Annotated in this window: 22 protein-coding genes and 1 pseudogene; 19 read left to right on the top strand and 4 right to left on the bottom strand. The window is 68.9% G+C overall.

Features of this window, described 5'->3' with window-relative positions; all coding sequences use genetic code 11:
• Positions 1-84 precede the first annotated feature (84 nt).
• The 16 genes from G510_RS0109530 to G510_RS16235 all read left to right on the top strand — a co-directional run bounded on the left by G510_RS0109530 (position 85) and on the right by G510_RS16235 (position 15274).
• Positions 85-1131 carry a metal ABC transporter solute-binding protein, Zn/Mn family gene (locus G510_RS0109530; RefSeq protein WP_051216636.1) on the top strand — a complete coding sequence of 349 codons (1047 nt, stop codon included), beginning with the start codon at positions 85-87 and terminating at the stop codon, positions 1129-1131.
• Positions 1132-1227: 96 nt separating this feature from the next.
• Positions 1228-2046: a metal ABC transporter ATP-binding protein gene (locus tag G510_RS0109525; RefSeq protein ID WP_029153454.1), complete on the top strand. Its 819-nt coding sequence runs from the start codon at positions 1228-1230 to the stop codon at positions 2044-2046.
• Positions 2043-2894, top strand: a complete 852-nt coding sequence (locus tag G510_RS0109520; protein ID WP_029153453.1) for a metal ABC transporter permease — start codon at positions 2043-2045, stop codon at positions 2892-2894. The genes G510_RS0109525 and G510_RS0109520 overlap by 4 nt, the downstream gene beginning before the upstream one ends.
• A 10-nt stretch (positions 2895-2904) precedes the next feature.
• Complete coding sequence (locus G510_RS0109515; RefSeq protein ID WP_029153452.1) at positions 2905-3297, top strand: Fur family transcriptional regulator; 393 nt, start codon at positions 2905-2907, stop codon at positions 3295-3297.
• A gap of 142 nt (positions 3298-3439) precedes the next feature.
• Entirely contained in the window at positions 3440-4369 is a 930-nt protein-coding gene (locus tag G510_RS16250; RefSeq protein WP_084644298.1) for a permease, read from the top strand.
• Entirely contained in the window at positions 4359-5072 is a 714-nt protein-coding gene (locus G510_RS0109505; RefSeq protein WP_029153451.1) for a TIGR03943 family putative permease subunit, read from the top strand. Before G510_RS16250 ends, G510_RS0109505 begins: the two co-directional genes overlap by 11 nt.
• The gene (locus G510_RS0109500) at positions 5062-6477 is read left to right on the top strand and encodes a hypothetical protein (protein WP_036322703.1); all 1416 of its coding nucleotides are present in this window, start codon (positions 5062-5064) and stop codon (positions 6475-6477) included. The genes G510_RS0109505 and G510_RS0109500 overlap by 11 nt, the downstream gene beginning before the upstream one ends.
• Positions 6478-6662: 185 nt before the next feature.
• A complete protein-coding gene (rpmB, locus tag G510_RS0109495) occupies positions 6663-6899 on the top strand; it encodes a 50S ribosomal protein L28 (protein ID WP_029153449.1) in 237 nt (78 codons plus the stop codon).
• Entirely contained in the window at positions 6899-7069 is a 171-nt protein-coding gene (rpmG, locus tag G510_RS0109490) for a 50S ribosomal protein L33 (RefSeq protein ID WP_029153448.1), read from the top strand. The genes rpmB and rpmG overlap by 1 nt, the downstream gene beginning before the upstream one ends.
• Before the next feature lie 2 nt (positions 7070-7071).
• Positions 7072-7377, top strand: a complete 306-nt coding sequence (gene rpsN, locus G510_RS0109485; RefSeq protein WP_029153447.1) for a 30S ribosomal protein S14 — start codon at positions 7072-7074, stop codon at positions 7375-7377.
• A gap of 245 nt (positions 7378-7622) precedes the next feature.
• Positions 7623-7910 (top strand): HU family DNA-binding protein, encoded by a 288-nt coding sequence (locus G510_RS0109480; protein ID WP_029153446.1) that lies wholly within the window; start codon positions 7623-7625, stop codon positions 7908-7910.
• A gap of 109 nt (positions 7911-8019) precedes the next feature.
• Complete coding sequence (locus G510_RS0109475; RefSeq protein WP_245563288.1) at positions 8020-9981, top strand: bifunctional copper resistance protein CopD/cytochrome c oxidase assembly protein; 1962 nt, start codon at positions 8020-8022, stop codon at positions 9979-9981.
• Between the two features lie 67 nt (positions 9982-10048).
• Positions 10049-11143, top strand: a complete 1095-nt coding sequence (locus G510_RS16245; protein WP_051216635.1) for a hypothetical protein — start codon at positions 10049-10051, stop codon at positions 11141-11143.
• A 24-nt stretch (positions 11144-11167) separates the two neighbouring features.
• Entirely contained in the window at positions 11168-12577 is a 1410-nt protein-coding gene (locus G510_RS17565) for a D-alanyl-D-alanine carboxypeptidase family protein (RefSeq protein ID WP_157560515.1), read from the top strand.
• Between the two features lie 22 nt (positions 12578-12599).
• Entirely contained in the window at positions 12600-13973 is a 1374-nt protein-coding gene (locus G510_RS0109460) for an ATP-dependent DNA helicase (protein WP_029153444.1), read from the top strand.
• Positions 13974-14023: 50 nt separating this feature from the next.
• Positions 14024-15274, top strand: coding sequence for a serine hydrolase domain-containing protein (locus G510_RS16235; protein ID WP_036322699.1), 1251 nt, complete (start codon positions 14024-14026; stop codon positions 15272-15274).
• Positions 15275-15924: 650 nt separating this feature from the next.
• Here G510_RS16235 and ilvD read toward each other — a convergent pair.
• Positions 15925-17778 (bottom strand): dihydroxy-acid dehydratase, encoded by a 1854-nt coding sequence (ilvD, locus tag G510_RS0109450; RefSeq protein ID WP_029153443.1) that lies wholly within the window; start codon positions 17776-17778, stop codon positions 15925-15927.
• A gap of 83 nt (positions 17779-17861) precedes the next feature.
• On the opposite strand from ilvD, the gene G510_RS0109445 reads away from it, so the two are divergent.
• Positions 17862-18668 carry an MmyB family transcriptional regulator gene (locus G510_RS0109445; protein WP_029153442.1) on the top strand — a complete coding sequence of 269 codons (807 nt, stop codon included), beginning with the start codon at positions 17862-17864 and terminating at the stop codon, positions 18666-18668.
• A 36-nt stretch (positions 18669-18704) separates the two neighbouring features.
• Here the strand turns inward: G510_RS0109445 and G510_RS18840 are convergent, their stop codons facing one another.
• Positions 18705-18884, bottom strand: a complete 180-nt coding sequence (locus G510_RS18840) for a hypothetical protein (RefSeq protein ID WP_245563286.1) — start codon at positions 18882-18884, stop codon at positions 18705-18707.
• A 65-nt stretch (positions 18885-18949) separates the two neighbouring features.
• On the opposite strand from G510_RS18840, the gene G510_RS16230 reads away from it, so the two are divergent.
• Positions 18950-20851: an alpha-galactosidase gene (locus tag G510_RS16230; protein ID WP_245563285.1), complete on the top strand. Its 1902-nt coding sequence runs from the start codon at positions 18950-18952 to the stop codon at positions 20849-20851.
• Between the two features lie 7 nt (positions 20852-20858).
• Here G510_RS16230 and G510_RS16225 read toward each other — a convergent pair whose 3' ends face one another.
• Together G510_RS16225 and G510_RS0109430 are read right to left on the bottom strand one after the other, a co-directional pair.
• Positions 20859-21521 (bottom strand): YitT family protein, encoded by a 663-nt coding sequence (locus G510_RS16225; RefSeq protein WP_245563282.1) that lies wholly within the window; start codon positions 21519-21521, stop codon positions 20859-20861.
• 183 nt (positions 21522-21704) lie between these two features.
• Positions 21705-22613 (bottom strand): SDR family oxidoreductase, encoded by a 909-nt coding sequence (locus G510_RS0109430; protein WP_029153441.1) that lies wholly within the window; start codon positions 22611-22613, stop codon positions 21705-21707.
• Between the two features lie 386 nt (positions 22614-22999).
• Here G510_RS0109430 and G510_RS18685 point away from each other — a divergent pair.
• Positions 23000-23190: pseudogene (locus G510_RS18685) on the top strand (IS1380 family transposase); the annotation flags it as partial.

The following is a 23190-nucleotide window of genomic DNA, read 5'->3' as shown; positions in this document are numbered from 1 at the left end:
TGCGGCCGTCGGCGTTCTCGCAATGTCGTGAGATTCACAGCGAATTGATTTTGATAACGATTGTCATTTAGGTAGATTCGTCGCATGCGATTGCGCCGAATCATCCTCCCCTTCACTGTCATCGCCATCGGCGGGCTGGTCGCGACCGGCTGTTCGTCGGCCGATGCCGAGGCCGAGCCGGCTTCCGACAGCTCATTCCGCATCGTCACATCCACGAGCGTCTATGCCGACATCGTCAGCGCCATCGTCGGGGACGGTGCAGAGGTGGAGGCGGTCATCGATTCCGCCGCGGTCGACCCGCATGACTACGAAGCGACCGCGCGCGATGGCCTCACGGTCAAGGACGCCGACCTCGTGATAATGAACGGCGGTGGATACGACCAGTTCATGACGGATCTGCTGGAGACAGCCGGGGTCGAGCACGTCATGAGCGTCGTCGAGTTCAGTCACGCGTATCCGGGTGACGACGGTGAGCACGACGAGGATGACCACGAGCACGCTGACGAGAGCGAGCACGCTGACGAGGGCGAGCACGCCGACGAGGATGAGCACGCCCATGAGCACGAGGAGGAGCACGCCGAGGCAGGCGACGACCACGATCACGTCCACGGCTTCAACGAGCACGTCTGGTATGACCCGCACACGATCGAGCACTTCGCGGAGGCGCTGCAGGAGGAGCTCGACGAGCTGATTCCCGAGGCGGCCGACCAAGTCGCCGCGGGCACGCAGGGAGTTCTCGATGAGATCGCAGCTCTCGAGGGTCGTCTCGATGTCATTGCCTCCGATCATGAGGGCGAGGCCGCGTTCTTCACCGAACCGGTCGGTGGATACTTCGCCGAGGCCGCTGGCCTTGAAGATGCGACGACCGACGGCTTCGCGGAGGCCGTCGAACACGGGGAGGATGTCGCCCCGGCCGTGCTCAACAAGGCCATCAAATCGATCGAATCGGGCGAGGTGTCGGTGCTGGTCGCGAATGCCCAGACCGGCGGCGCCGAGACGAGCCGGGTCATCGAGGTCGCCGAGTCGAATGATGTTCCGGTGATCGAGTTCACCGAGACGATCCCCGACGGCGAGAGCTACTTCGGGTGGATGAACGCCAATGCCGACGCTCTCGAGGGCGCCCTCGGCTGATCCTCCGACAGACCGGCCGCGCGGAACCGTATGGGGACGGTTCCGCGCGGCCTCTGCATGCGGCAAACGATAATCACTCGCGAATAGGATGGGCGAATGACTGACCCCGTGCTCCGGATCGAAGGCGCTGGACTGCGCCTCAGCGGCCGCGACCTCTGGCACGGGCTCGACCTCGAGATCGCCCCCGGCGAGTTCGTCGCCGTGCTCGGACCCTCCGGATCCGGCAAGACCACGCTCCTGCGCGCGATCCTCGGCCTGCAGAAGCTCAGCGAGGGATCCATCACCGTCGACGGACGCGCGGTGCGCCGCGGAAACGACCGCGTCGGCTACATCCCGCAGCAGCGCCCGTTCCCGCTCGGCACCAACCTGCGCGCCCGCGACCTCGTCGCGCTCGGCGTGAACGGCACCCGATTCGGCGCCCCGATCCCGCGCCGCGGCGACCGCGCTCGCGTCGACGCGCTGCTCGAGGCCGTCGGAGCGACGAGCTACGCCGACGACCCCGTCGGATCGCTGTCGGGCGGCGAGCAGCAGAGGCTGCGCGTCGGGCAGGCGCTCGCCGATCGGCCCGCGCTGCTGCTGTGCGATGAGCCGCTGTCGAGCCTCGATCTGAAGAACCAGCGCGCAGTCACGAACATCATCGACGAACAGCGCCGTACGACGGGTGTCGGCGTCGTGTTCGTCACGCACGACATCAACCCCGTGCTCGGCTCTGTCGACCGGATTCTCTATATCGCCGGCGGACGCTTCCGCCTCGGCACCCCCGATGAGGTGCTGCGCAGCGATGTGCTGAGCGACCTCTACGGGGCTCCCGTCGAGGTCGTCCGCACCGCGGGGCGCCTGCTGGTCGCCGGCATTCCCGGCGGAGAGCCGCACCACCCGCACCACGATCACGACCACGAGGAGGACGCCGGATGACCTGGTCCGACGTGTTCTCCTTCGAGGACTACGGCGAGCTGCTGGTGCTCATGCAGAACCCGCTGATCGCGGCGATCGCGCTCGGCATCGTCGGCGGCCTCGCGGGCGTGTTCATCATGCAGCGCGACATGGCCTTCGCGGTGCACGGCATCAGCGAGCTGTCGTTCGCCGGCGCCGCGCTCGCGCTGCTTGTCGGCGGATCCGTGGTGTTCGGATCCCTCGCAGGCGCGATCGTCGCGGCCCTCATCATCGGGTTGTTGGGCGCCCGGGCGCGCGATCGCAACTCGATCGTCGGCGTGCTCATGCCGTTCGGGCTGGGGCTCGGGATCTTGTTCATCTCGATGTACAACGGCCGCTCCGCGAACCGGTTCAGCCTGCTGACCGGCCAGATCGTCGCCGTTTCCGACACCGACCTGACCTGGCTCATCGGCATCTGCGCGGTCGTGCTCGTGGGCCTCATCGTGCTGTGGAACCCGCTGCGCTTCGACTCGCTCGACCCGCAGGCGGCCGAGGCGCGCGGGATCCCGGTGCGCGGGCTGAGCATCGCGTTCATGCTGCTGCTCGGCGCGATCGTCGCGGCCGCGGTGCACATCATCGGCGCCCTGCTCGTGATGGCGCTGCTCGTGACCCCGGCGGCCGCGGCGATGCGGGTGAGCCACGGCCCCGTGGCCGTGCCGATCCTGTCGGCCGTATTCGGGCTCGTCTCGGCGGCCGGCGGCATCCTGCTGGCGATCGCCGGGACCCTGCCCGTCAGCCCGTACATCACGTCGATCTCGTTCCTCATCTACTTGGTGTGCCGCATCGTCGACTCCTCGCGCTCCCGGGCCGTTCGCACGCGGGTCAAGTAGGCTCGATCCCATGGCACAGCGCAATACGTGGCAGCGGGAGGCGGTGCGCGAGGCGCTCACGTCGACCAGCGGTTTCGTGAGCGCGCAGGACCTCCACGCGCTCATCCGCGACGAGACGGGCATCGGGCTCGCGACGGTCTATCGCACCCTTGCCGGCTTCGCGAAGTCGGGCGAGGCCGACAGCCTGCAGAGCCCGGAGGGCGAGAACCTGTTCCGTGCGTGCACGACCGAGGGGCACCACCATCACCTGATCTGCCGCCGGTGCGGCAAGACGGTCGAGATCGAGGCCCGCGCGGTCGAGCGGTGGGCGCGCGATACCGCGGCAGAGAACGGCTTCAGCGACGCCGAGCACGTCGTCGACATCTTCGGCGTCTGCGCGGAGTGCACCGCCAAGGCCGTCTGAGCTCGTGTCGCCCGACTCGGCCGCTCCCGTGCGCGAGCACAACGACGGCGGAACCCGCCGCAGCCCGCAGAACCGGGGCGATCAGCGTGGTATTCGGCAGTTCGTGCCGTACTTCTGCATTGCGGTCGTGCTCGTGGCCGCGATGTTCGCCGCCGATGCCTTCCTCCCGAACCTCTTCGACAGCCCGTTGCCGACCCGGGCGCAGGACGGGCTGACCCTCACGCTGAGCGTGCTGATCGAGTCGCTGCCGTTCGTGGCGCTCGGTGTCGTGCTCTCGATCGCGGTGCAGGTGTGGGTTCCGGCCCACGTGATCGAGAAGGTGCTGCCGAAGAGGGCATGGCCGCGACGCATGGTGCTCGCGGCTCTCGGCATGCTGATTCCCGTGTGCGAGTGCGGAAACGTACCGTTCGCCCGCGGCCTGATGATGCGCGGCCTCACCCCGGGCGACACCCTCGCGTTCCTGGTGGCCGCGCCGATCGTCAACCCGATCGTGATCGTCACGACGCACCAGGCGTTCGGCATGGACGGCGGCATCCTCCTGATGCGCATCCTCGGCGGCTACGGCATCGCGCTGCTGATCGGGTGGGTGTTCAGCCTGCACCCCGAGCCTGATGTGCTGCTCACCGAGCGGTTCCGCATCGCGTGCGACGACGCGCAGGACGCGCACGGATCGAAGTTCCGCCGCAGCCTCGCGCAGTTCGTCGTCGAGCTGAGGGCGGTCATGCCCGCCCTCATCGTCGGATCCGCCGTCGCGGGCGCCGTGCAGGTGCTGATCCCGCGCAGCGCGCTGGTCGCCATCGGATCCGACCCCGTCCTGTCGATCGTCGCGATGATGCTGCTGGCCGTCACGGTCGCGATCTGCTCGAACGTCGACAGCTTCTTCGCTCTGAGCTTCGCCTCGACGTTCACGACCGGGTCGATCGTCGCATTCCTGCTGACCGGCCCCATCGTCGACGTCAAGATGATCGCACTGATGCGCACCACCTTCACCGCGAAGACGATCGCCGTGCTGGTGGCGATCGTGCTCATGGCGGCCTTCACGATCGGGGCGGTGGCGAACCTTGTGGTCTAAGTGGCTCGGCGTCGCGCTCGCGGCGGTGCTCTCGGTCGTCACGGTCAGCCTGACCGTGACGGAGCGGCTGCAGCTGTACATCAACCCGGGCCAGGCGTGGTTCGCGTGCGGCATGGCGGTTGTGGTGCTCGTCGGGACCGTGCTCGCGATCGCCGTGCGGCCCGAGGACCACGAGCATCACGACCACGACCACGGCGACCGGTCGCGCTGGGGCCCCATCGCGGGCGTGACGGGCGGAACGATCGCCGCCGGCGTCGCGGCGGCCGCCCTGATCCTGCCGCCGGCGACCCTGTCGGCCGAGCTGGCGATGGAGCGCGACACGGGCAACCCGACCCTGTTCGCCGGGGCCGATGACGTCGAGCTCGGCGTCGTCGACACGTCGACGTTCGGCGTCGGCGACTGGGCGGCCGTGTTCACCGCGGCGACGAGCCCCGAACGCTATGCGGGCGAGCAGGTGACGCTCACGGGGTTCATGACGCCGGGCGACGACGGATCCTCCGCGCTCAGCCGGCTGATCATCACGCACTGCGTCATCGACGCGATGCCCGCGACGCTGCCGCTCGAGGGTGATGTGCCCGACCTCGCGACGGGCGATTGGGTCGAGCTGACCGGCGACGTGACGGTCGGCGACGGCGGCGAGCTCGTCATCGAAGCCGCGTCGATCACGCCGATCGATGAGCCCGAGGATCCGTATGAGTACTGACTCGCGGCGCGCGCATCGCACGGGCGCGATGCGTCGTCGCTACGCCCGCACGGTCGGGGTCGTGCTCGCGTTCTTCGTCGTCATCGGCGGCGCGGCCGCGGCCGTGAGCATCACGCAGGGTCCGCGCGTCACGGACGTCCAGGCGGATCCCGCCGCCGCGACGGGCGCGTCCGGCAGCCGCGTGATCCTCACCGCGAACCAGTCGCTCGGGGAGATCGGCGAAGACCAGGTGACGGTCGAGCCCGAGACGGAGTTCACGGTCGACGCGGCCGGACGCACGGTCGGCGTGCGGTTTCCGATCGCGCTCGACGCGGGCACGAAGTACACCGTGACGGTCGCCGGGGCGCAGGGCATCGGCGGCGGGCCGGAAGCGAACCTGTCCACGACGTTCACGACGCCGCCCGCGGGGGTTCTCGCGCTGGAGCGGGATCCGGACGGCGACGACCGGATCGTCAGCCGCACGATCGGCGGGAGTGACGCGACGCCGGTGTTCACGGCGGAGAACATCGACGACTTCCGCGCCACGAGCGCGTATCTGGTCGCCTCGATCGTCGACGAGGAGACCATGCGGGTCATCGTGGTCGATCGGGCATCGGGCGAGCAGGCGGACGCCGCGCTGCCCGGGCCCGGAACCGTGCTGGGGCTGCAGGTCTCGGAGCGGGGCCAGCTGTACGGCTTCACGTTCACGGATCAGGACGTCTCGGCGGAGTCGGGCCGCAAGAACGTGCTGTTCACGGGATCCCTCGCGGGGGCGTTCGATCACGCGGAGCCGGATCCGGTCGTCGTCGGCGGCGAGGAGCCCAGCATCGACCGCTGGCGGTTCGTGCCGGAGACGTCGTCGCTGCTGCTGAATGACTTCTCGGGCGATCTGACGCTCGTCGACCGCACGGATCCCGAGGGCGAGGTCTCGTCGTTCGGCACGGCGCTCAGCATCGAGGGCGTCGCCCGGTCGACCTACACGGCGCTCATCGACCGGATCGAGGAAGGGTTCGTCGAGCTCGACCTCGCCACGGGCGAGCAGCAGGTCGTCTCGACTGCGGATCTTGGTGGAGAGCGGCTGCTGGGACACATGATCCCGCTCGCCGACGGCGGCACGCTGCGCTCGTACGCCTTGCTCGAGGAGGGGATCCCGACGACGTCGGACGTTGTGATCGTGGACCCGGAAGGTGAGGCGCGCGAGGTCGCGTCGACCTCGGACGGGGAGGCGCTGCAGCAGGTGTGCGCGTCGCCGAGCGTGCAGTACATCGCGGTCGCCGTCTCGCCGATCGCCGGCAACGCCTACGGCGGGCAGGTGCAGACGCTGCCGCAGGAGATCGAGACGCGCATCTACGACGCCGACACGGGCGACCTCGTCGAGGCCTGGCCGGGCTTCGACATCAGTTGGTGCGAGGTCGGCCCGTGGTGATGCGCCGAAGCTGAGAGTCGGCGCGGCGAGATTCTGGTAAAGTCTCTCCTCGGCTGTGCACACTCCTGTGCACGGTTCGTGCGTCTCCATTTGAACACAGCCCGTTCGCGGGCGAGTGGTCGGCGTGCAGGCAAGAGATCTTGGGTGATCCCGTCTGGGGTCACGGTATCGAAGGAGAGTGAACTATGGCTGCTGTGTGCCAGGTGACCGGAGCCACACCCGGGTTCGGTCACAGCGTTTCGCACTCGCACCGTCGCACGAAGCGCCGGTTCGACCCGAACGTACAGAAGAAGACGTATTTCGTCCCGTCGCTTGGCCGCAAGGTCACGCTGAACGTGTCGGCGAAGGGCATCAAGGTTATTGACGCCCGTGGCATCGAGTCGGTCGTCAAGGACCTGCTCGCGAAGGGTGTGAAGCTCTGATGGCTAAGAAGTCACAGGACGTCCGTCCGATCATCAAGCTGCGTTCGACCGCGGGCACGGGTTTCACCTACGTGACCAAGAAGAACCGCCGCAACAACCCCGACCGCCTTGTGCTGAAGAAGTACGACCCCGTCGTACGCAAGCACGTTGACTTCCGCGAGGAGCGCTAAGCATGGCTAAGAAGAGCAAGATCGCGCGCAACGAGCAGCGCAAGGTCATCGTGGCCCGGTACGCCGAGAAGCGTCTCGAGCTGAAGAAGACCCTCGTCAACCCGAACGCCAGCGACGACGAGCGCGAAGCTGCTCGCGTGGGCCTGCAGAAGCTGCCCCGCAACGCGTCGCCCGTCCGCGTCCGTTCGCGCGACGTCATCGACGGCCGCCCCCGCGGTGTCCTCTCGAAGTTCGGCCTGTCGCGTGTTCGCTTCCGCGACATGGCGCACCGCGGCGAGCTGCCCGGCATCACCAAGTCGAGCTGGTAAGCACCGCTTCGTGAAGGCGGGATCCCCGAAAGGGGGTCCCGCCTTTTCGCGTTCCCGACCGTCACAACCGTCACTTTCGTCACATTTCGAGGCGACACGCCGCCCGGATTCGCCGATTACCCCCGGAAATACGCGGAAAACGGGGCAACCGCGTTAGTTTTGTGCTCGGTCACACGACCGAACCGAGGGCCTCGGCTCGCGGTACAACGATTCGTCACGGCGCCCTGCGCCGATGGAGGAAGACAATGGCCGACAAGAACATCACCAAGACCGAGCTCGTTGCGAGCATCGCCAGCGCCACCGGTCAGAGCCAGGCCACCGTCTCCGGTGTCCTCGACTCGCTCTTCACGACGGTCTCCGAGGCCGTTGCCAAGGGCTCGAAGGTCTCGATCCCCGGTTGGATCGCGTTCGAGCAGGTCGACACCGCTGCCCGCACAGGCCGCAACCCCCAGACCGGCGCCGAGATCAAGATTCCGGCCGGCAAGCGCGTCAAGGTGACCGCGGGCTCGAAGCTCAAGGCATCCGTCAAGTAAGACACTGACGTCACGGGGCGGGCGCTCTCCTTCGGGAGGGCGCCCGCCTTCGTCGTCTTCGGGGGATCCGATCAGGCCGCGCGCGTAATGTGAGAGCGTGGATTCGCGTGTGCTCCGGTGGGCTGGCCCCCTCATCCTGGCCCTGTCCGCGGCCGTTGCGCTCGTCGCCAGCCTGGTCATCGGCGGGGGCGCCGCGCCGCAGGCGCTGCAGGATCCCGGCGCGTTCGTTCGCTGGTCGGTTCCGACGGCCAAGCTCATCGTCAATGTCGCGGGATCCGTCATGCTCGGATCCCTCGTGCTCGCCCTGTTCGCGCTCGCACCGAAGGGGCGCGCGTTCGCCGTCTCCCTCGATACCGCGTCGATCTCCGCCGCGCTGTTCACGGTCGCGAGCGGCGCCACCACCTTCCTGACCTACATGTCGACGCTCAACCCGAAGCTGTCGCTGAGCCAGGAGTTCGGTGCCCAGCTCGGCCGCTTCCTCACCGAGAGCGAGGCCGGGCAGGCCTGGCTGATCCAGACGATCGCGGGCGGCGTTGTCACGGTCCTCGCGTTCGCAGTGCGCAGCTGGCTCGGCGTGCTCATCACCGGCGCTCTCGCGGCCGTGAGCCTGATCCCGATGGCGACCGCGAGCCACAAGGGCGATCTCGCCGGCCACGACCTCGTCGTGATGTCGATCTCGCTGCACATCCTTGGCGCCGCCGTCTGGCTCGGCGGCCTCGTCGCGCTCGTCGTGATCCGCCCCGCGCTCGAGCCGGGCCGCATGCGCACCGTGCTCGAGCGCTACTCGACGATCGCGATCGTCGCGTTCGTCGTCGTCGCGCTGTCCGGCTTCCTCCGCACGCTCGCGTCGATCGGATCCCTCGACCAGCTTGTTACGGATCCGTACGGGCTCATTCTGCTCGTCAAGATCGCGATGCTGCTCGGGATGGGTGCGCTCGGCGCCTGGTATCGGCAGCGGCTGATCGCGCTGTCCGCGGTGAAGAACGCGATGTTCTGGGCGGTGCTCGCGCTCGAGTTCGTGTTCATGGGCATAGCCTCGGGATCCGCCGCCGCGCTCGCCCGCACGGCGCCCCCGTTCGGCGAATCCGAGATCGTCGCCAAGACGCCCGCCGAGATCCTCACTGAGGAGCCGCTGCCGCCGGAGCTGACGGCCAGCAGGTGGTTCACCGAATGGGACATCGACCCGCTCTGGCTCATCGCCGGGCTGTTCGCGATCTTCTTCTATGCCGCGGGCGTGCAGCGGCTGAGGCGCCGGGGCGACAAGTGGCCGGTGTGGCGCACGGTGCTGTGGATGCTCGGCATCGCACAGCTGATCTGGGTCACCTGCGGCCCGCTCAACGCCTACGGCCACTACCTGTTCAGCGTGCACATGCTGCTGCACATGCTGCTGGCGATGGGCATTCCGCTGCTGCTCGTCGCCGGAGCACCCGTGACGCTCGCGCTGCGCGCGATCCACAAGCGCACCGACGGCACGCGCGGCGGGCGCGAATGGATCCTCTGGGCCGTGAACAGCCCCGTCTCGAAGGTGCTGACGCACCCGTTCGTGGCCGCCGCCATCTTCATCGGATCGCTCTGGCTGTTCTACTTCAGCGACCTGTTCCGGTGGAGCCTCTACGATCACCTCGGCCACGAGTGGATGGTCGCGCACTTCCTCATCTCGGGGTACCTGTTCTCGATGACGCTCGTCGGCATCGATCCCGTGCACTACCGCCTGCCGCACGCCGGCCGGCTCGTGCTGCTGATCATCACGATGGCGATGCACGCCTTCTTCGGCATCACGATCATGATGAGCGAGGGCCTCATGGTGGCCGAGTGGTTCGGCTCGATGGGGCGCACCTGGGGGCTGCCCCCGATCGAGGATCAGTTCTGGGGCGGCGGCATCGCGTGGTCGATCGGCGAGATCCCCACGCTCATCGCGGCCATCACGGTGGCCATCCAGTGGAGCCGCACCGACGAGAAGCAGCAGAAGCGCCAGGACCGCCACGCGGACCGCACGGGCGACGCCGAGCTCGCCGAGTACAACGCGAAGCTGCAGAAGCTCGCCGACCGCGACCGCGAGCGGGGCTGGTAGACACCGGTCGGATAACGACCGGCGGGGGAGTGGGCGGATACAGAGGCGGAGTTTCTAGACTGTGCCCATGCCCCACGGATCCGCTGCCGCCCAGCGCGGCGGCGCGCTGCGGATCGTGGTGCCGCTGCTGCTGCTCGTGGTGATCCTCGCCGGGGTGGTCGTCGGATTCATGGTGCTCTACAAGCAGGTCTGGAGTGCGAGCGCGTTCGCCGAGCGATACGTCGAGAACATCGCCGACTCCGACGCCGCGGGCGCCCTCGCCATGCCGGGCGTGACACCCCAGTACGACGCGCTCGAGGAGATCGGGCGCGGCACCGCGTCCGAGGCGCTTCTGCGATCCTCCGCCCTCACGAGCGAGATCACCGATATCCGCGCCGTCGGCGAGCGCTCCGTCGCGGGCGATGTCACCGAGGTCTCCGTGCGGTACAACCTCGACGGCACGGCGCGCGAGAGCGTGTTCCGGATCCAGCCCCAGGAGAGCGAGGGGCTCGTGCCGAGCTGGGGGTTCGAGACGTCGCCGCTGTCGGTCATCGACCTGACCGTGCGCGGATCCTGGCGGTTCTCGGTCAACGGCTTCGAGATCGACAAGCGCCAGATCTCGCCCGCGGGGCTCGACGCGGATCCGCTCGAACCGGTATCGCTCCTGACGTTCTCGCCCGGCGACTACGAGGTCGCCGTCGACACGACGGCGACCGTCGCGGATCCGGAGACCGTCGTCGCGACCGGCCCGCTCGACGTCGTGCCGCTCGACGTCCAGACCCGTCCGACGTCGGCGCTGACCGATGTCGTGCAGTCGAGCGTCGACGATTTCCTCGACGCCACCTGCACGACGCAGAACGTGCTGCAGCCGGCCGACTGCCCGTTCGGATTCGACACGTCGTGGGGCATCGCCCAGCCCGACATCGAATGGTCGATCAACGATTACCCGCAGACGGCGCTCGTGCCCGACGGCGACGGGTGGAAGGTCTCGGCGACCTCCGGCACCGCGCACGTGAACCTGTCGGTGCAGTGCTACGCGGGCGGCTTCATCTCGGTCGACCAGGACGTGTTCTTCACGATGGTCGCCGACGTCGAGGTGCAGGACGACGGCGGCGTGCACATCACGATCGATCGGCAGGGCGATCCGCCGCCCACTCCGAACCTCTGCGCTTTCCCGCAGTAGGGCGCGCTTGGTAGGATCGCCGTCATGACCTTTGTGGGGGCGGAGGGCTCGTTGCTGAGCCGAGGAACAGTGCGGGCGTCGTGGATCCGCAGAATGCTGAGCGGGATCGCGGCGGCCGTCGTGCTCGCCGGGCTCGCGGTGGTCGTGCCCCAGTCGGGCGCGGTCGCCGACGCCGATCTCGCGGCCTCCGAGGTCGTCGCGGACGCCGGGGCGGATCCGTCGTCCAGCCGCCCCATCTACCGGTTCTGGGGCGCGGGATACGGCAACGCCCACTTCTACACCCTCGACCACTCCGAGGCGCAGAACCTGCACCGCGCCGACGGATGGTGGGCGTACGAGGGCACCGACTTCCGGGTCTGGCCGCTCAGCTCGGACACGTGCGTGAGCGGCACGGATCCGGTCTACCGCTTCTGGTCGCCCGGGTTCACGTCGCACTTCTACACGATGGACTCGGCCGAGGCCGACAGGGTGCGCCGCGACAACAACTGGCATTACGAGGGCGTGCGCTTCTGCGCGCTGTCGGCGCCCGCGAACGGTGCGGTCGAGGTGCACCGGTTCTGGAGCTCGGAGTACAACAAGCACTTCTACACCGCGAACGCGTCGGAGGCGCAGGATCTGCGTGCGAACGACCGCAGCTGGAGCTACGAGGGCGTCGCGATGTACGCGCCCACGTCCGGCGCCGCCTCGGCTCCCGTCACGGGAACGGCTGCGCCCCGCCTCGGCTGCCAGTCGCCCGAGATGTCGTCGGCCGTCGCCTCCCACGACGCGGCGCGGATCACGCGGCTCTTCGGCGGCGCGGGCGTGCTGCGCAGCGCGATCGCCGACGGGCGCGCGTCGTGCGTGCCCCTGCGCGATCCGGCACTTCCGTGGGTCATGGTCAACAAGCGCTACTCCGTCTCGCCCGCCGACTACGTGCCGCCGTCGCTGACGGTGCCGTCGGGGTCGCTCGTCGACGGCGGGCTGCGCGGCGACGCGATCGGATCCTACGAGCAGATGCAGCGCGACGTCGCGGCGTCGGGCGCGGGATCCATCGCGCTGACGAGCGGCTACCGCTCGTACAACACGCAGGCGGCGATCCACCGCTCGCAGGTGGGCAGCCTCGGCGTCGTCGAGGGTGAGCGCCTCGCCGCCCGCCCGGGGCACAGCGAGCACCAGCTCGGCCTCGCCGCGGATGTCGTGGCGTGCGGTTCGGGCGGCTGCGGATCGATGTACGCGTTCGCCGGCACGGCGCAGGAGCGGTGGGTGCGCGAGAACTCGTGGCGCTACGGGTGGATCGTCAGGTACGAGGCGGGCCGCACCGGCACGACCGGCTACAACCCCGAGCCGTGGCACCTGCGCTACATCGGCGCCGACCTCGCCCGCGAGTACCACGATGGCGGCTACCACACGCTCGAGCAGTTCTTCGGGCTGCCCGCGGCGCCTGCCTACCGCTGACGGCACGCCCTAGACTGATCGGATGCCGGAACCCGTCCTATCCGCCGAACAGGAATCCCTGTTCCGGCTGATCGAGGACACCCAGGAGCACGTGTTCGTGACCGGGCGCGCGGGCACCGGAAAGTCGACGCTGCTGCGGCACCTGACGTGGAACACGCGCAAGCAGGTGGCGGTGTGCGCGCCGACGGGAGTGGCGGCGCTGAACGTCGAGGGACAGACGATCCACTCGCTGTTCCGGCTGCCGATCGGACTCATCGCCGACAGCGACATCGAGCAGAACGACGCGACGCGCAAGATCCTGAACGCGATCGACACCCTCATCATCGACGAGATCTCGATGGTCAACGCCGACGTGATGGACGGGATCGACCGGTCGCTGAGGCAGGCTCGGGCCCGGCGGCGCGAGCCGTTCGGCGGCGTGCAGATCGTGATGTTCGGGGATCCGTACCAGCTCGCCCCCGTGCCCCCGCGCGGTGACGAGGCGCGCTATATCGACGACCACTACCGTTCGTTCTGGTTCTTCGACGCGAAGGTGTGGGCGGGCGAGCAGGCGGGCGACGGGCTGCTCGAGATGGGCAATTACGGCGCCGAGCTGAACATCCGCGAGCTGACGCAGATCCATCGCCAGGACGACGACTCGTTCAAGACGATGCTGAACGCCGTGCGCTACGGCCGCGTGACCGCCGACATCGCGCAGAAGCTCAACGATGCGGGCGCGCGCACGCCGCCGACGGACGCCGAGGATCCGATCATCACCCTCGCAACGCGCAACGACCGAGTCAACCAGATCAACGCGAAGCACCTTGCGGCGCTGCCGGGGCGCGAGCAGACCGCCGTCGCCGACGTGTCGGGCGACTTCGGGCGGGGAGACTCGTACCCGGCTGATGAGCACCTCAAGCTGAAGATCGGCGCGCAGGTGATGTTCCTGCGCAACGACTCCGGATCCGGTGGCGAACCGCCCCGCTGGGTGAACGGCACGATCGGCACCGTGACGAAGATCCTGCCGGACGCCGTGCGCGTCGATGTCGAAGGCGACGAGTTCGACGTCGAGCCGGTGGTCTGGGAGAAGTACCGCTACGCGTACGACCCGTTCCAGAAGAAGCTCTCCCGCGATGTCGCGGCCGAGTTCACGCAGTTCCCGCTACGGCTGGCGTGGGCGGTCACGATCCACAAGTCGCAGGGCAAGACGTACGAGAGGGCGATCGTCGACCTCGGATCCGGTGCCTTCGCCCCGGGGCAGACGTACGTCGCGCTGTCGCGGCTGACATCGCTCGACGGGCTGTACCTGTCGCGGCCGCTGCGCCCGCGCGACATCCGGGTCGACGAGAACGTCCGGCGCTTCATGAAGAACGCGTGGGAGAAGCAGGGCACCGAGATGCGTGCCGTCTCCGCGTGAAGTCAGCCTTCCCCCGTAGACTCGAGAAGATTCGTCGATCAGGGAGTTCTATGCGTTCAACGCACCGCCGCGGCCGTGTTCTCGGCGCCCTCAGCTCGTTCGCCATCGCGGCTCTGCTGCTCGCCGGATGCACCGGGGGAGACAGCGTGCCGTCGCCCGACCGGATCTCGAATCCGATGCCGGACGACGCCGTCGAACAGATGCAGGCGGCGACCGAGCGCGCGATCGCAGCGGGAGGCGGACCGGGCGCGATCGTCGGCGTCTGGGCGCCGTGGGCGGGCGAGTGGGAGGCGGGCATCGGCGAGACCGAACCCGGATCCGGCACCGCCCCGTCGACGGACATGACCTTCCGCGCCGCGACCGTGACGCGGTCGATGACCTGCGACCTGCTCTACGCGATGGACGGCGGACCGGTCAACCTCGACGACGCCGTCAGTACGTACCTGCAGAGCGTGCCGCAGCTGACCGACGTGACGCTCGTCGACCTGTGCAACGGCGTGGCCGGGCTGCGCTCGTCGCGCGATCCGAACTGGAACTTCGTCATCGGCAACACCGACCGCGTGTGGGATCCCCGCGAGTACGCCGCCGCCGGCCTCGGCGCGGGTCTCGGGTCGACCGACAGCTGGGCCGACTCCGACACATCGTTCTTTCTGCTGGGGCTCGCGCTGCAGAACGCCTCGCACTCGTCGCTGCCGGAGCTGTACAACGAGTACATTTTCGACCCCCAGGGCCTCGGCGACACCTACCTGCCCTCGGACGCGCCGTCGACGGCCGGGTCGAACCCCCTGCCCGGGTTCTACTCGTCGTCGCAGGTGCAGCAGAGCGGCTGCACGGAGGCGCCCGCCGACGTGACCGAGATCTCGGCCTCGTACGGATACGCCGACAGCGGCGTCGTCTCGAGCGTCACCGACGTGCGCGACTACATGTCGCGCCAGGCCCGAAACGCGGGCAACAGCGACGACCTGGCGCCGCGCTGGGCCGAGACGTTCCCGGTGAGCTCCGACGGCGAGCAGTGGGTGCGCGCGGGCGGCGGCAATCGCCTCAACGGATCCATGCTCGGCCAGCAGGGCGACATCCTCGGTTACAGCGTTGCCGCGTACAGCGACGTCGACACCGGACTGACCGTGGTGGTCGTCCTGAACAACTGGGCGGGCGGCGGCGAACTCGCGGGCGCGCTCGCGCGAGAGCTCTCGGCGATTGCGATGGAGGCAGGCGACGAGGCCCCGGAGACGACGCTCCCGTGGACGATAGAGCAGGCCCACGACGCGGTCGCCTCGGCGGCCAAGTGCCCGATCGACTGAGGGTGCTGCGGTAGCGCGCGGCGGTTCCGGTGACGCAACCGGACGCTCGCGCGGCGGGGAGGATCCGTTTGCGTCACGGGAGCTGCGCGCGTGCACTTGCGTCGTCCCAGCGGGTTGCGCGCGGCGCTCCGGTGTCGCAAATGGACCTTCTCCCGCGAATGAGGATCCGTTTGCGTCACGGGAGCGAACGGCGCCCGGGTTCCGGTGACGTAAACGGCTGCTCGCGCGGCAATGTGGGTCCGTTGGCGTCACGGGAACTGTTCGCGCGCCCGCGCAGATTCGTCCCAGCGGGGTGCGCGCGGCACTCCCGTGTCGCAAACGGACCTTCTCCCGCGAATATGGGTCCGTTTGCGTCACGGGAACTGTTCGCGCGCACGCGCGGATCCGTCCCAGCGGGTTGCGCGTGGCGCTCCCGTAACGCAAACGGACCTTCTCCCGGGAATGAGGGTCCGTTGGCGTCACGGGAACCGACGGCGCCCCGGTTCCGGTGACGCAAACGGCTGTTCGCGCACCAAAGTGGATCCGTTGGCGTCACGGGAGCCGATCGCGTGCCCTCGCGGATCCGTCCCAGCGGGGTGCGCGTGGCACTCCCGTGACGCAAACGGACCCTCCCCAGCAGAGGAAGATCCGTTTGCGTCACCCGAGCCGCATTACGGCACCAGCCGCACGGCTCCCTTGTCGGCCGACTGGGCGAAGGCGGCGTACGCGCGCAGCGCCGCCGTGACCTTGCGCGGGCGCTCGGCCTTCGGGCGGTAGCCGCCGTTCGCCTCGATCTCCGCGCGGCGGCGGTCGAGCTCGTCCTGCGGCACATCCAGCGTCAGGGCGCGCGTCGGGATATCGATCGAGATGGTGTCGCCCTCCTCCACCAGCGCGATCACGCCTCCGGCCGCTGCCTCCGGTGAGACATGCCCGATCGACAGGCCCGACGTGCCGCCGGAGAAGCGCCCATCGGTGATCAGCGCGCAGGCCTTGCCGAGGCCGCGACCCTTGAGGAACGACGTCGGGTAGAGCATCTCTTGCATGCCCGGCCCTCCCTTCGGGCCCTCGTAGCGGATCACGACGACGTCGCCCTCGGAGACCTCCTTGTTGAGGATCCGCTGCACCGCCTCGTCCTGCGACTCGCAGACGACCGCGGGGCCGGAGAAGGTCCAGATCGACTCGTCGACTCCAGCCGTCTTCACGACCGCGCCGTCGACGGCGATGTTGCCGCGCAGCACGCCGAGTCCGCCGTCGGTCGAGTACGCGTGCTCGAGGTCGTGGATGCAGCCGCCCGCGGCATCGAGATCGAGCTCGGCCCAGCGCTCCGACTGCGAGAACGCGGTCGACGAGCGCTTGCCTCCCGGCGCGGCGTACCAGAGGTCTTTCGCCTCGTCCGTGGCCTTGCCGCCGCGGATGTCCCAGTCGTCGAGCCACTCTCCGAGCGTCTTCGCGTGCACCGTGTGCACGTCGTCGTTGAGCAGGCCGGCGCGGCGCAGCTCGCCGAGGAGGGCAGGGATCCCGCCCGCGCGGTGCACGTCCTCCATGTAATAGGTGCGCCCGTTCGCGACGTTCGGGGCGACCTTCGCGAGGCACGGCACCCGCCGCGAGATCTCATCGATCTCGTTGAGGCCGAAGTCGATGCCCGCCTCGTGCGCGGCGGCGAGGAGGTGCAGGATCGTGTTCGTGGATCCGCCCATCGCGATGTCGAGCGCCATCGCGTTCTCGAACGCCTTCGTCGTCGCGATGTTCCGCGGCAGGAGCGACTCGTCGTCCTCCTCATAGTGGCGACGCGTGATGTCGACGATGCGGGAGCCGGCGTTCTCGTACAGCGCGCGGCGAGCCGTGTGCGTGGCGAGCACGGATCCGTTGCCCGGCAGCGACAGGCCGATCGCCTCGGTGAGGCAGTTCATCGAGTTCGCGGTGAACATGCCCGAGCACGACCCGCAGGTCGGGCACGCCGACTCCTCGATGCGCTGGATGTCAGCGTCGGAGACGTTCTCGTTCACGGCGTCGCTGATGGCGTCGACGAGGTCGAGGGTGCGAACGGATCCGTCGACGAGCGTCGCGCGCCCCGACTCCATCGGTCCGCCCGAGACGAACACGGTGGGGACGTTGAGGCGGAGCGCCGCGAGCAGCATGCCCGGCGTGATCTTGTCGCAGTTCGAGATGCACACGAGCGCGTCGGCGCAATGCGCGTTGACCATGTACTCGACCGAGTCAGCGATGATGTCGCGCGAGGGCAGCGAGTAGAGCATGCCGTCGTGGCCCATCGCGATGCCGTCGTCGACCGCGATCGTGTTGAACTCGCGCGCGATGCCGCCCGCCTCGGTGATCGCGTCGGACACGATGCGGCCCACGGGTGCGAGGTGCGTGTGGCCGGGAACGAACTCGGTGAACGAGTTCGCGACGGCGATGATCGGCTTGCGCCCGATGGATGCGCCGTCGACGCCGGAGGCGCGCATCAGTGCGCGCGCACCTGCCATATTGCGGCCGTGGGTGACTGTGCGAGAGCGGTAACTGGGCATGCTGTCATTCTCTCGCGCACTCAGGGCGCGGACTGCACGGTGGCCGATGGGGCTAGTACTGGTACTCGCAGTAGTATCGTCACGTGATCCAGCCCCGCACGCCGCGCCGACAGGAGCTCGGCGAATTCCTCTCCGCGCGCCGGAAGGCGACGAGCAGGAGATCCCTCGGTCTGCCTCCCTCGACCCGCCGCGGCGACGTCGGGCTCAGCCGCGAGGAGGTCGCCGCGCTCGCCGGGGTGAGCGGATCCTGGTACACCTGGCTCGAGCAGGGTCGCGACATCAACGTCTCGCAGCAGGTCGTTTCGGCCGTCGCGCGGGTGCTGCGGCTGACGAGTGACGAGGCGGCGTACGTGTCGAACCTCACGCAGCAGGAGGCGGAGCCGCCGGTCGTGCGCGATGCCGCGCCGGAGCACCTGCAGCGACTTGTGGACGCGCTCGAGTTTCCGGCCTTCATCCTCACGACCGACTGGGGAATCGTCGGATGGAACCGCGCCTACGAGTGGCTGTACCCGCGGATATCGTCGCTCGAGGCGGATCACCGCAACCTGCTGTGGCTGGTCTACACGGACCCGCAACTGCGCCGAATGCTGCCCGACTGGGAGCAGGACTCGAAGCGCTTCCTCGCCGAGTTCCGGGCTGAGGCCGGCGTGCGCCTCGCCGGCCCGCAGCACCGCGCGATCGTCGACCGGCTGCGCGCGACGAACGAGGATTTCGGGCGGCACTGGTCGGAGCTGGGGATCTCGCGGTTCGAGTCGCGGCGCCGCCAGTTCCGCCACCGCAGTGAGGGGCTCATCGAGTTCGAGCATCACCGGCTGGTGCCGTCCGACGCCGTCGACCTGCACGTGGTGATGTATGTTCCGGTGGGTGCGACGGCGCACGCCACCGCCTGAGAGGGGAGAATCAATGACGAACGAAGAGTGTGTGCTTCAGATCGAGGCCGCGGGCGCGAGCCTCGTGATCGACGCCTCCGGATCCGTGCCGCGCGTGCTGCACTGGGGCGCCGCGCTCGGCGCGCTCGAGCCCGACGCCGCTCGCGCGCTGCGCACGGCGTCGACGGCCGCCGTGCTGCACGACTCTCCCGACGTGCCCCGGGCGTCCCGGACCACCCGTCGTACTCGGCGGGTGGTCCGGGACGCCCGGTCAGGAGGGATCGATCGGCGGAGCGGACGTCATGCACCGACCCGCGCTCACGGACGCGCGCGTCGACGGATCCGCGATCCTGCTGCGCTTCGAAGATCGCCTCGCGGGCCTCGTCATCGACGCGGCGTACCGTATGGATCCGCACGGCGTGCTCGCCGTCGACCTCGCGGCGACGCGCGACGGATCGCTCGCGGGCGACGACGCACCATACGCCCTCGAGCGGCTACGGGCACTGCTGCCCGTGCCCGAGCGAGCCAGCGAGCTGCTTGACTTCACGGGCAAGTGGTGCCGGGAGCGCGCGCCGCAGCGCGGCCCCGTGCGCGGCGGCAGCCACGTGCGCCGCGGCCGCCGCGGCAAGCCCGGCCAGGACAACCCGTTCCTGATGGCGCTCGGAACCCCGAATCTCGGTTTCCGTCGCGGCGAGGTCTGGGCGTGCCACTACGGGTGGAGCGGCGATGCCGAATACCTCGTCGAGAGCCTTCCCGAGGGGGCGGGCGGATTCGCGACCGTGCTCGGCGCAGGCGAGGCGCTGCGGCACGGCGAGGTGTCGCTCGCCGAGGGGGAGCGGTACGAGGCGCCGACCGCCTACTTCGTCTGGTCGGACGAGGGCCTCGACGGCATGGCGCACCGATTCCACGGGCACGTGCGTTCGCGCGCGGTGCACCCGCAGCGCCCGCGTCCGCTCGTGCTGAATACGTGGGAGGCCGTGTACTTCGCGCACGATCTCGACCGGCTGACCGCGCTCGCGCGAGCCGGGGCGGCGGTGGGCGTCGAACGCGTCGTGCTCGATGATGGCTGGTTCCGGGGGCGCCGCGCCGATGACGCGGGTCTCGGCGACTGGCAGATCGACGAGCGCGTATGGCCCGACGGGCTCGATCCGTTCGTCGATGTCGTGCGCGCCGAGGGCATGCAGTTCGGCCTCTGGTTCGAGCCCGAGATGGTCAATCTCGACTCCGACCTCGCGCGGGAGCACCCCGACTGGATCCTCGGTCCGCGTGCCGGCCTCGGCCCCGCCGCGCGCCACCAGTACGTGCTCGACGTCGCGAATCCGGCGGCGTACGCGTATCTGCTCGAGGCGATCGCGGGGCTCGTCGAGAGGTACCGGATCGATTTCATCAAGTGGGACCACAACCGCGAGCTGCTCGAGCCCGTCACCCGCCGCACCGACACGCAGCGGCCCGCGGTGCACGCGCAGACGCGTGCGCTGTACGCGTTGCTCGACGAGCTCGGCTCCCGGTTCCCCGACCTCGAGATCGAGACCTGCGCGTCCGGCGGCGGCCGCGCCGACCTCGGCATCCTGGGCCGCGCCTCGCGCCTCTGGGCATCGGACTGCAACGACCCGGTCGAGCGCGCCCGCATCGAGCGCTGGACGCGGCTCATCGTGCCGCCCGAGCTCATCGGCTCGCACATCGGCGACGAGCTGTCGCATACGACCCGGCGCCGCACCGACCTGTCGCTGCGCCTCGCCACGACGCTGTTCGCGCACTCGGGCATCGAGGCCGATATCACGCGCCTGCCGCAGCACGACATCGCGGCGATCTCGGCGTGGTCGCAGCTGTACCGCGAGATCCGCGGGATCGTCCGCACGGGCGAGGTCGTCAACGCCGACCTGCCGGACGACGCCGCGCTCACGGGCGTGGTCGCAGCCGACGGCTCTCGGGCTCTGTACACCTGGATGCGCTTCACCACGACCGAGGCCGGGCAGCCCGGAGTCGTGCCGTTCCCCGGTGTCGACCCGAGCGCGGCCTACCGCGTGCGCGTGGGCACGGAGCTGGGGCCCGCGCGGCGCATCGGCATCGCGGATCCGGAGTGGGTGACCCAGGCGGAGGGCGACGGTATCACGCTCCCGGGCTCGGTGCTGGCGACCGTGGGCGTGCCTCTGCCGGCTCTCGCGCCGCAGCAGGCCGTGCTGTTCGACCTTGAGCGGGTATAGCCGAGCGTCAGACGCGGGCCGAGGGACGTCGGGCAGTGGCGGCCACGTAGCGCCCCGGGCGATGGTTGAACGCGATCACGAGGTTCATGGTGACGACGCCGAGGGCCGAGGCCGCGACGACGAGCCAGGTCGAGGTCGCGATGGACGCGGCCACGACCGCGGCGTCGCCGACCATCATCACGTATCCCGCGCGCCACCCGAGCTTGTCCTGCAGGATGAGGCCGACGATGTTGAACCCGCCCATGCTGGCGCCGTGGCGGAACAGGATGATGACGCCGACCGAGGCGACGACCGACCCGATCACCGCTGCGTAGAACGGGTTCAGCGTGATCTCGCCGAGTGCCCCGATGCCGGGGAGCGCGTGGAACGAGGCGAAGACCGACACGAGCGCGATCGCGAGGGCACTGCGCAGCACGAAGCCCCACCCCTTGCTGCGGATCGCGAGCAGGAAGAACGGCAGGTTGATCGCGAGGAACAGCACGCCGAACGGGGCGGGCGTCGTGTAGTCGAGCAGCAGCGTGAGTCCGGCCGTGCCGCCGGTGACGACGCCGCCCGCGCGCAGCAGGAACAGGCCGACCGAGACGACGATGGTGCCGCAGAGAATGCCGAGCACATCGTCGGCGACGGAGTGTGTCGGCGCGGGGTGGGGGACGGGGATCTCTGAAGTCACACCTTCGATCTTCTTGACAGATTCAGAAATGCGCAAGCGAGATCGAGAAGATTGAGCATATTGACGGCTCTCATGGTGGGCATGAGAGCGATTACCGCAATGCCTCTGAACCAGTCGACGGCGATCTCCGTCACCAGCGTCCTCTCGCTCTGGGCTGCGTGCCCTGTCCCGCCGTCGCCCGCCTCACGGCGACGGCGTACCGCCGTTGACGTTGAGCGTCTCGCCGATCACATAGCTCGATTCCGGCGAGGTGAGGAAGACATAGGCGGGTGCGAGCTCGGTCGGCTGCCCTGCTCGACCCAGCGGGGTGCTCTTGCCGAACTTGGGGAGCGCCTCCTTGGGCTGCCCGTCCGAGACTTGCAACGGGGTCCAGATCGGTCCCGGGGCCACCGCGTTGACGCGAATGCCGCGGGGCGCGAGCGACTGCCCCAGCCCCTTCGTGAAGTTGTTGATCGCCGCCTTCGTTGAGGCGTAGTCGAGCAACTGGGTGGAGGGCTGGTAGGCCTGGATCGATGTCGTGTTCACGATCGTCGAGCCGGGCGGCATGTGCGCGACGGCCGCTTTCGAGATCCGGTAGATCGCGTGGATGTTCGTCTCGAACGTCGCGGTCCACTGCTCGTCCGACAGGTCGGCAATGTCTTCGACGGCGATCTGCCGACCCGCGTTGTTGACGAGAGCGTCGAGGCCGCCGAGCGCATCCACGGCTCGCGCGACCAGCTCCTCGCAGAACGCACGGTCGGAGATATCGCCGGGGATCAGGACGGCACGGCGGCCTGATCCCTCGATGATCGCCTTGATCTCCTGCGCGTCCTCCTCCTCGGCTGGGAGGTAGGACAGCGCGATGTCGGCGCCCTCGCGAGCGAAGGCGATCGCGATCGCCGCCCCGATTCCCGAGTCCGCGCCGGTGACGAGGCACTTCCGGCCCATGAGGCGTCCGGTCCCGCGATAGGAGTCCTGGCCGCGGTCGGTCTGCGGGATGAGCTCCGTGTCGAGACCTGGCTCGGACTGATGTTGCTTCGGCGGCGAAATCTCCGGAAAGCGCGTCACCGGATCCTGAAAGGTCAGCTGGTCGTTCGTCTCGTTCTCGAACAAGACGTTCCTCCTTCGTGCGTCGGCATTGTGGTCGCGTGGCCCCTGTACGCGCGGAGGACGAACACGGTTCCGCGGCGCCTGACGAGGTCGATGGGGACGTGCAGGGCGGGATCCGCCACGGTCCCGACGTTCACAGTCCGCTTGCCTTGCCGGGCCAGAGCGCGCATATCCTCTCCTCTGATCCTGGGACGTCTCGCCCCACACTCCGCGCGGGCCGCTGCCGCGGCAAGGGCCTGGATTCGTCGGCGATCCTGGCGTATTTAGCCTGGATCCACCGATTGAGGGTGAGTTGGGGTCGGCGCGTTAAACGGAGAATGCCTGTCTGATCAGGGATAATTGTTCTTACCACAGAGGCAATTGAACCTGAAAAGAGAGGCATCTCGCAGATGCAAGTTTCTCACGCCGCACGGTCTGCTGTCGCATCGTTCGATGATCCGAATATCGTGTCGGCTGCGGGCCTGGTCCCGATCGCCCGTCTCGCGGAGAAGGCGGGTCTTCGGCGCCTTGCCGATCGGTGGTTGAGTGTTCCGACTGACAAGGGCGCGAACGCCGGGTCGAAGGTCGCTTCGCTGGTGGC

The sequence above is a fragment of the Microbacterium gubbeenense DSM 15944 genome, assembly GCF_000422745.1.
Lineage (GTDB): Bacteria > Actinomycetota > Actinomycetes > Actinomycetales > Microbacteriaceae > Microbacterium > Microbacterium gubbeenense.
Note: the sequence above shows the minus strand (reverse complement) of the source record. Positions and strands in the feature narration are given on the sequence as shown.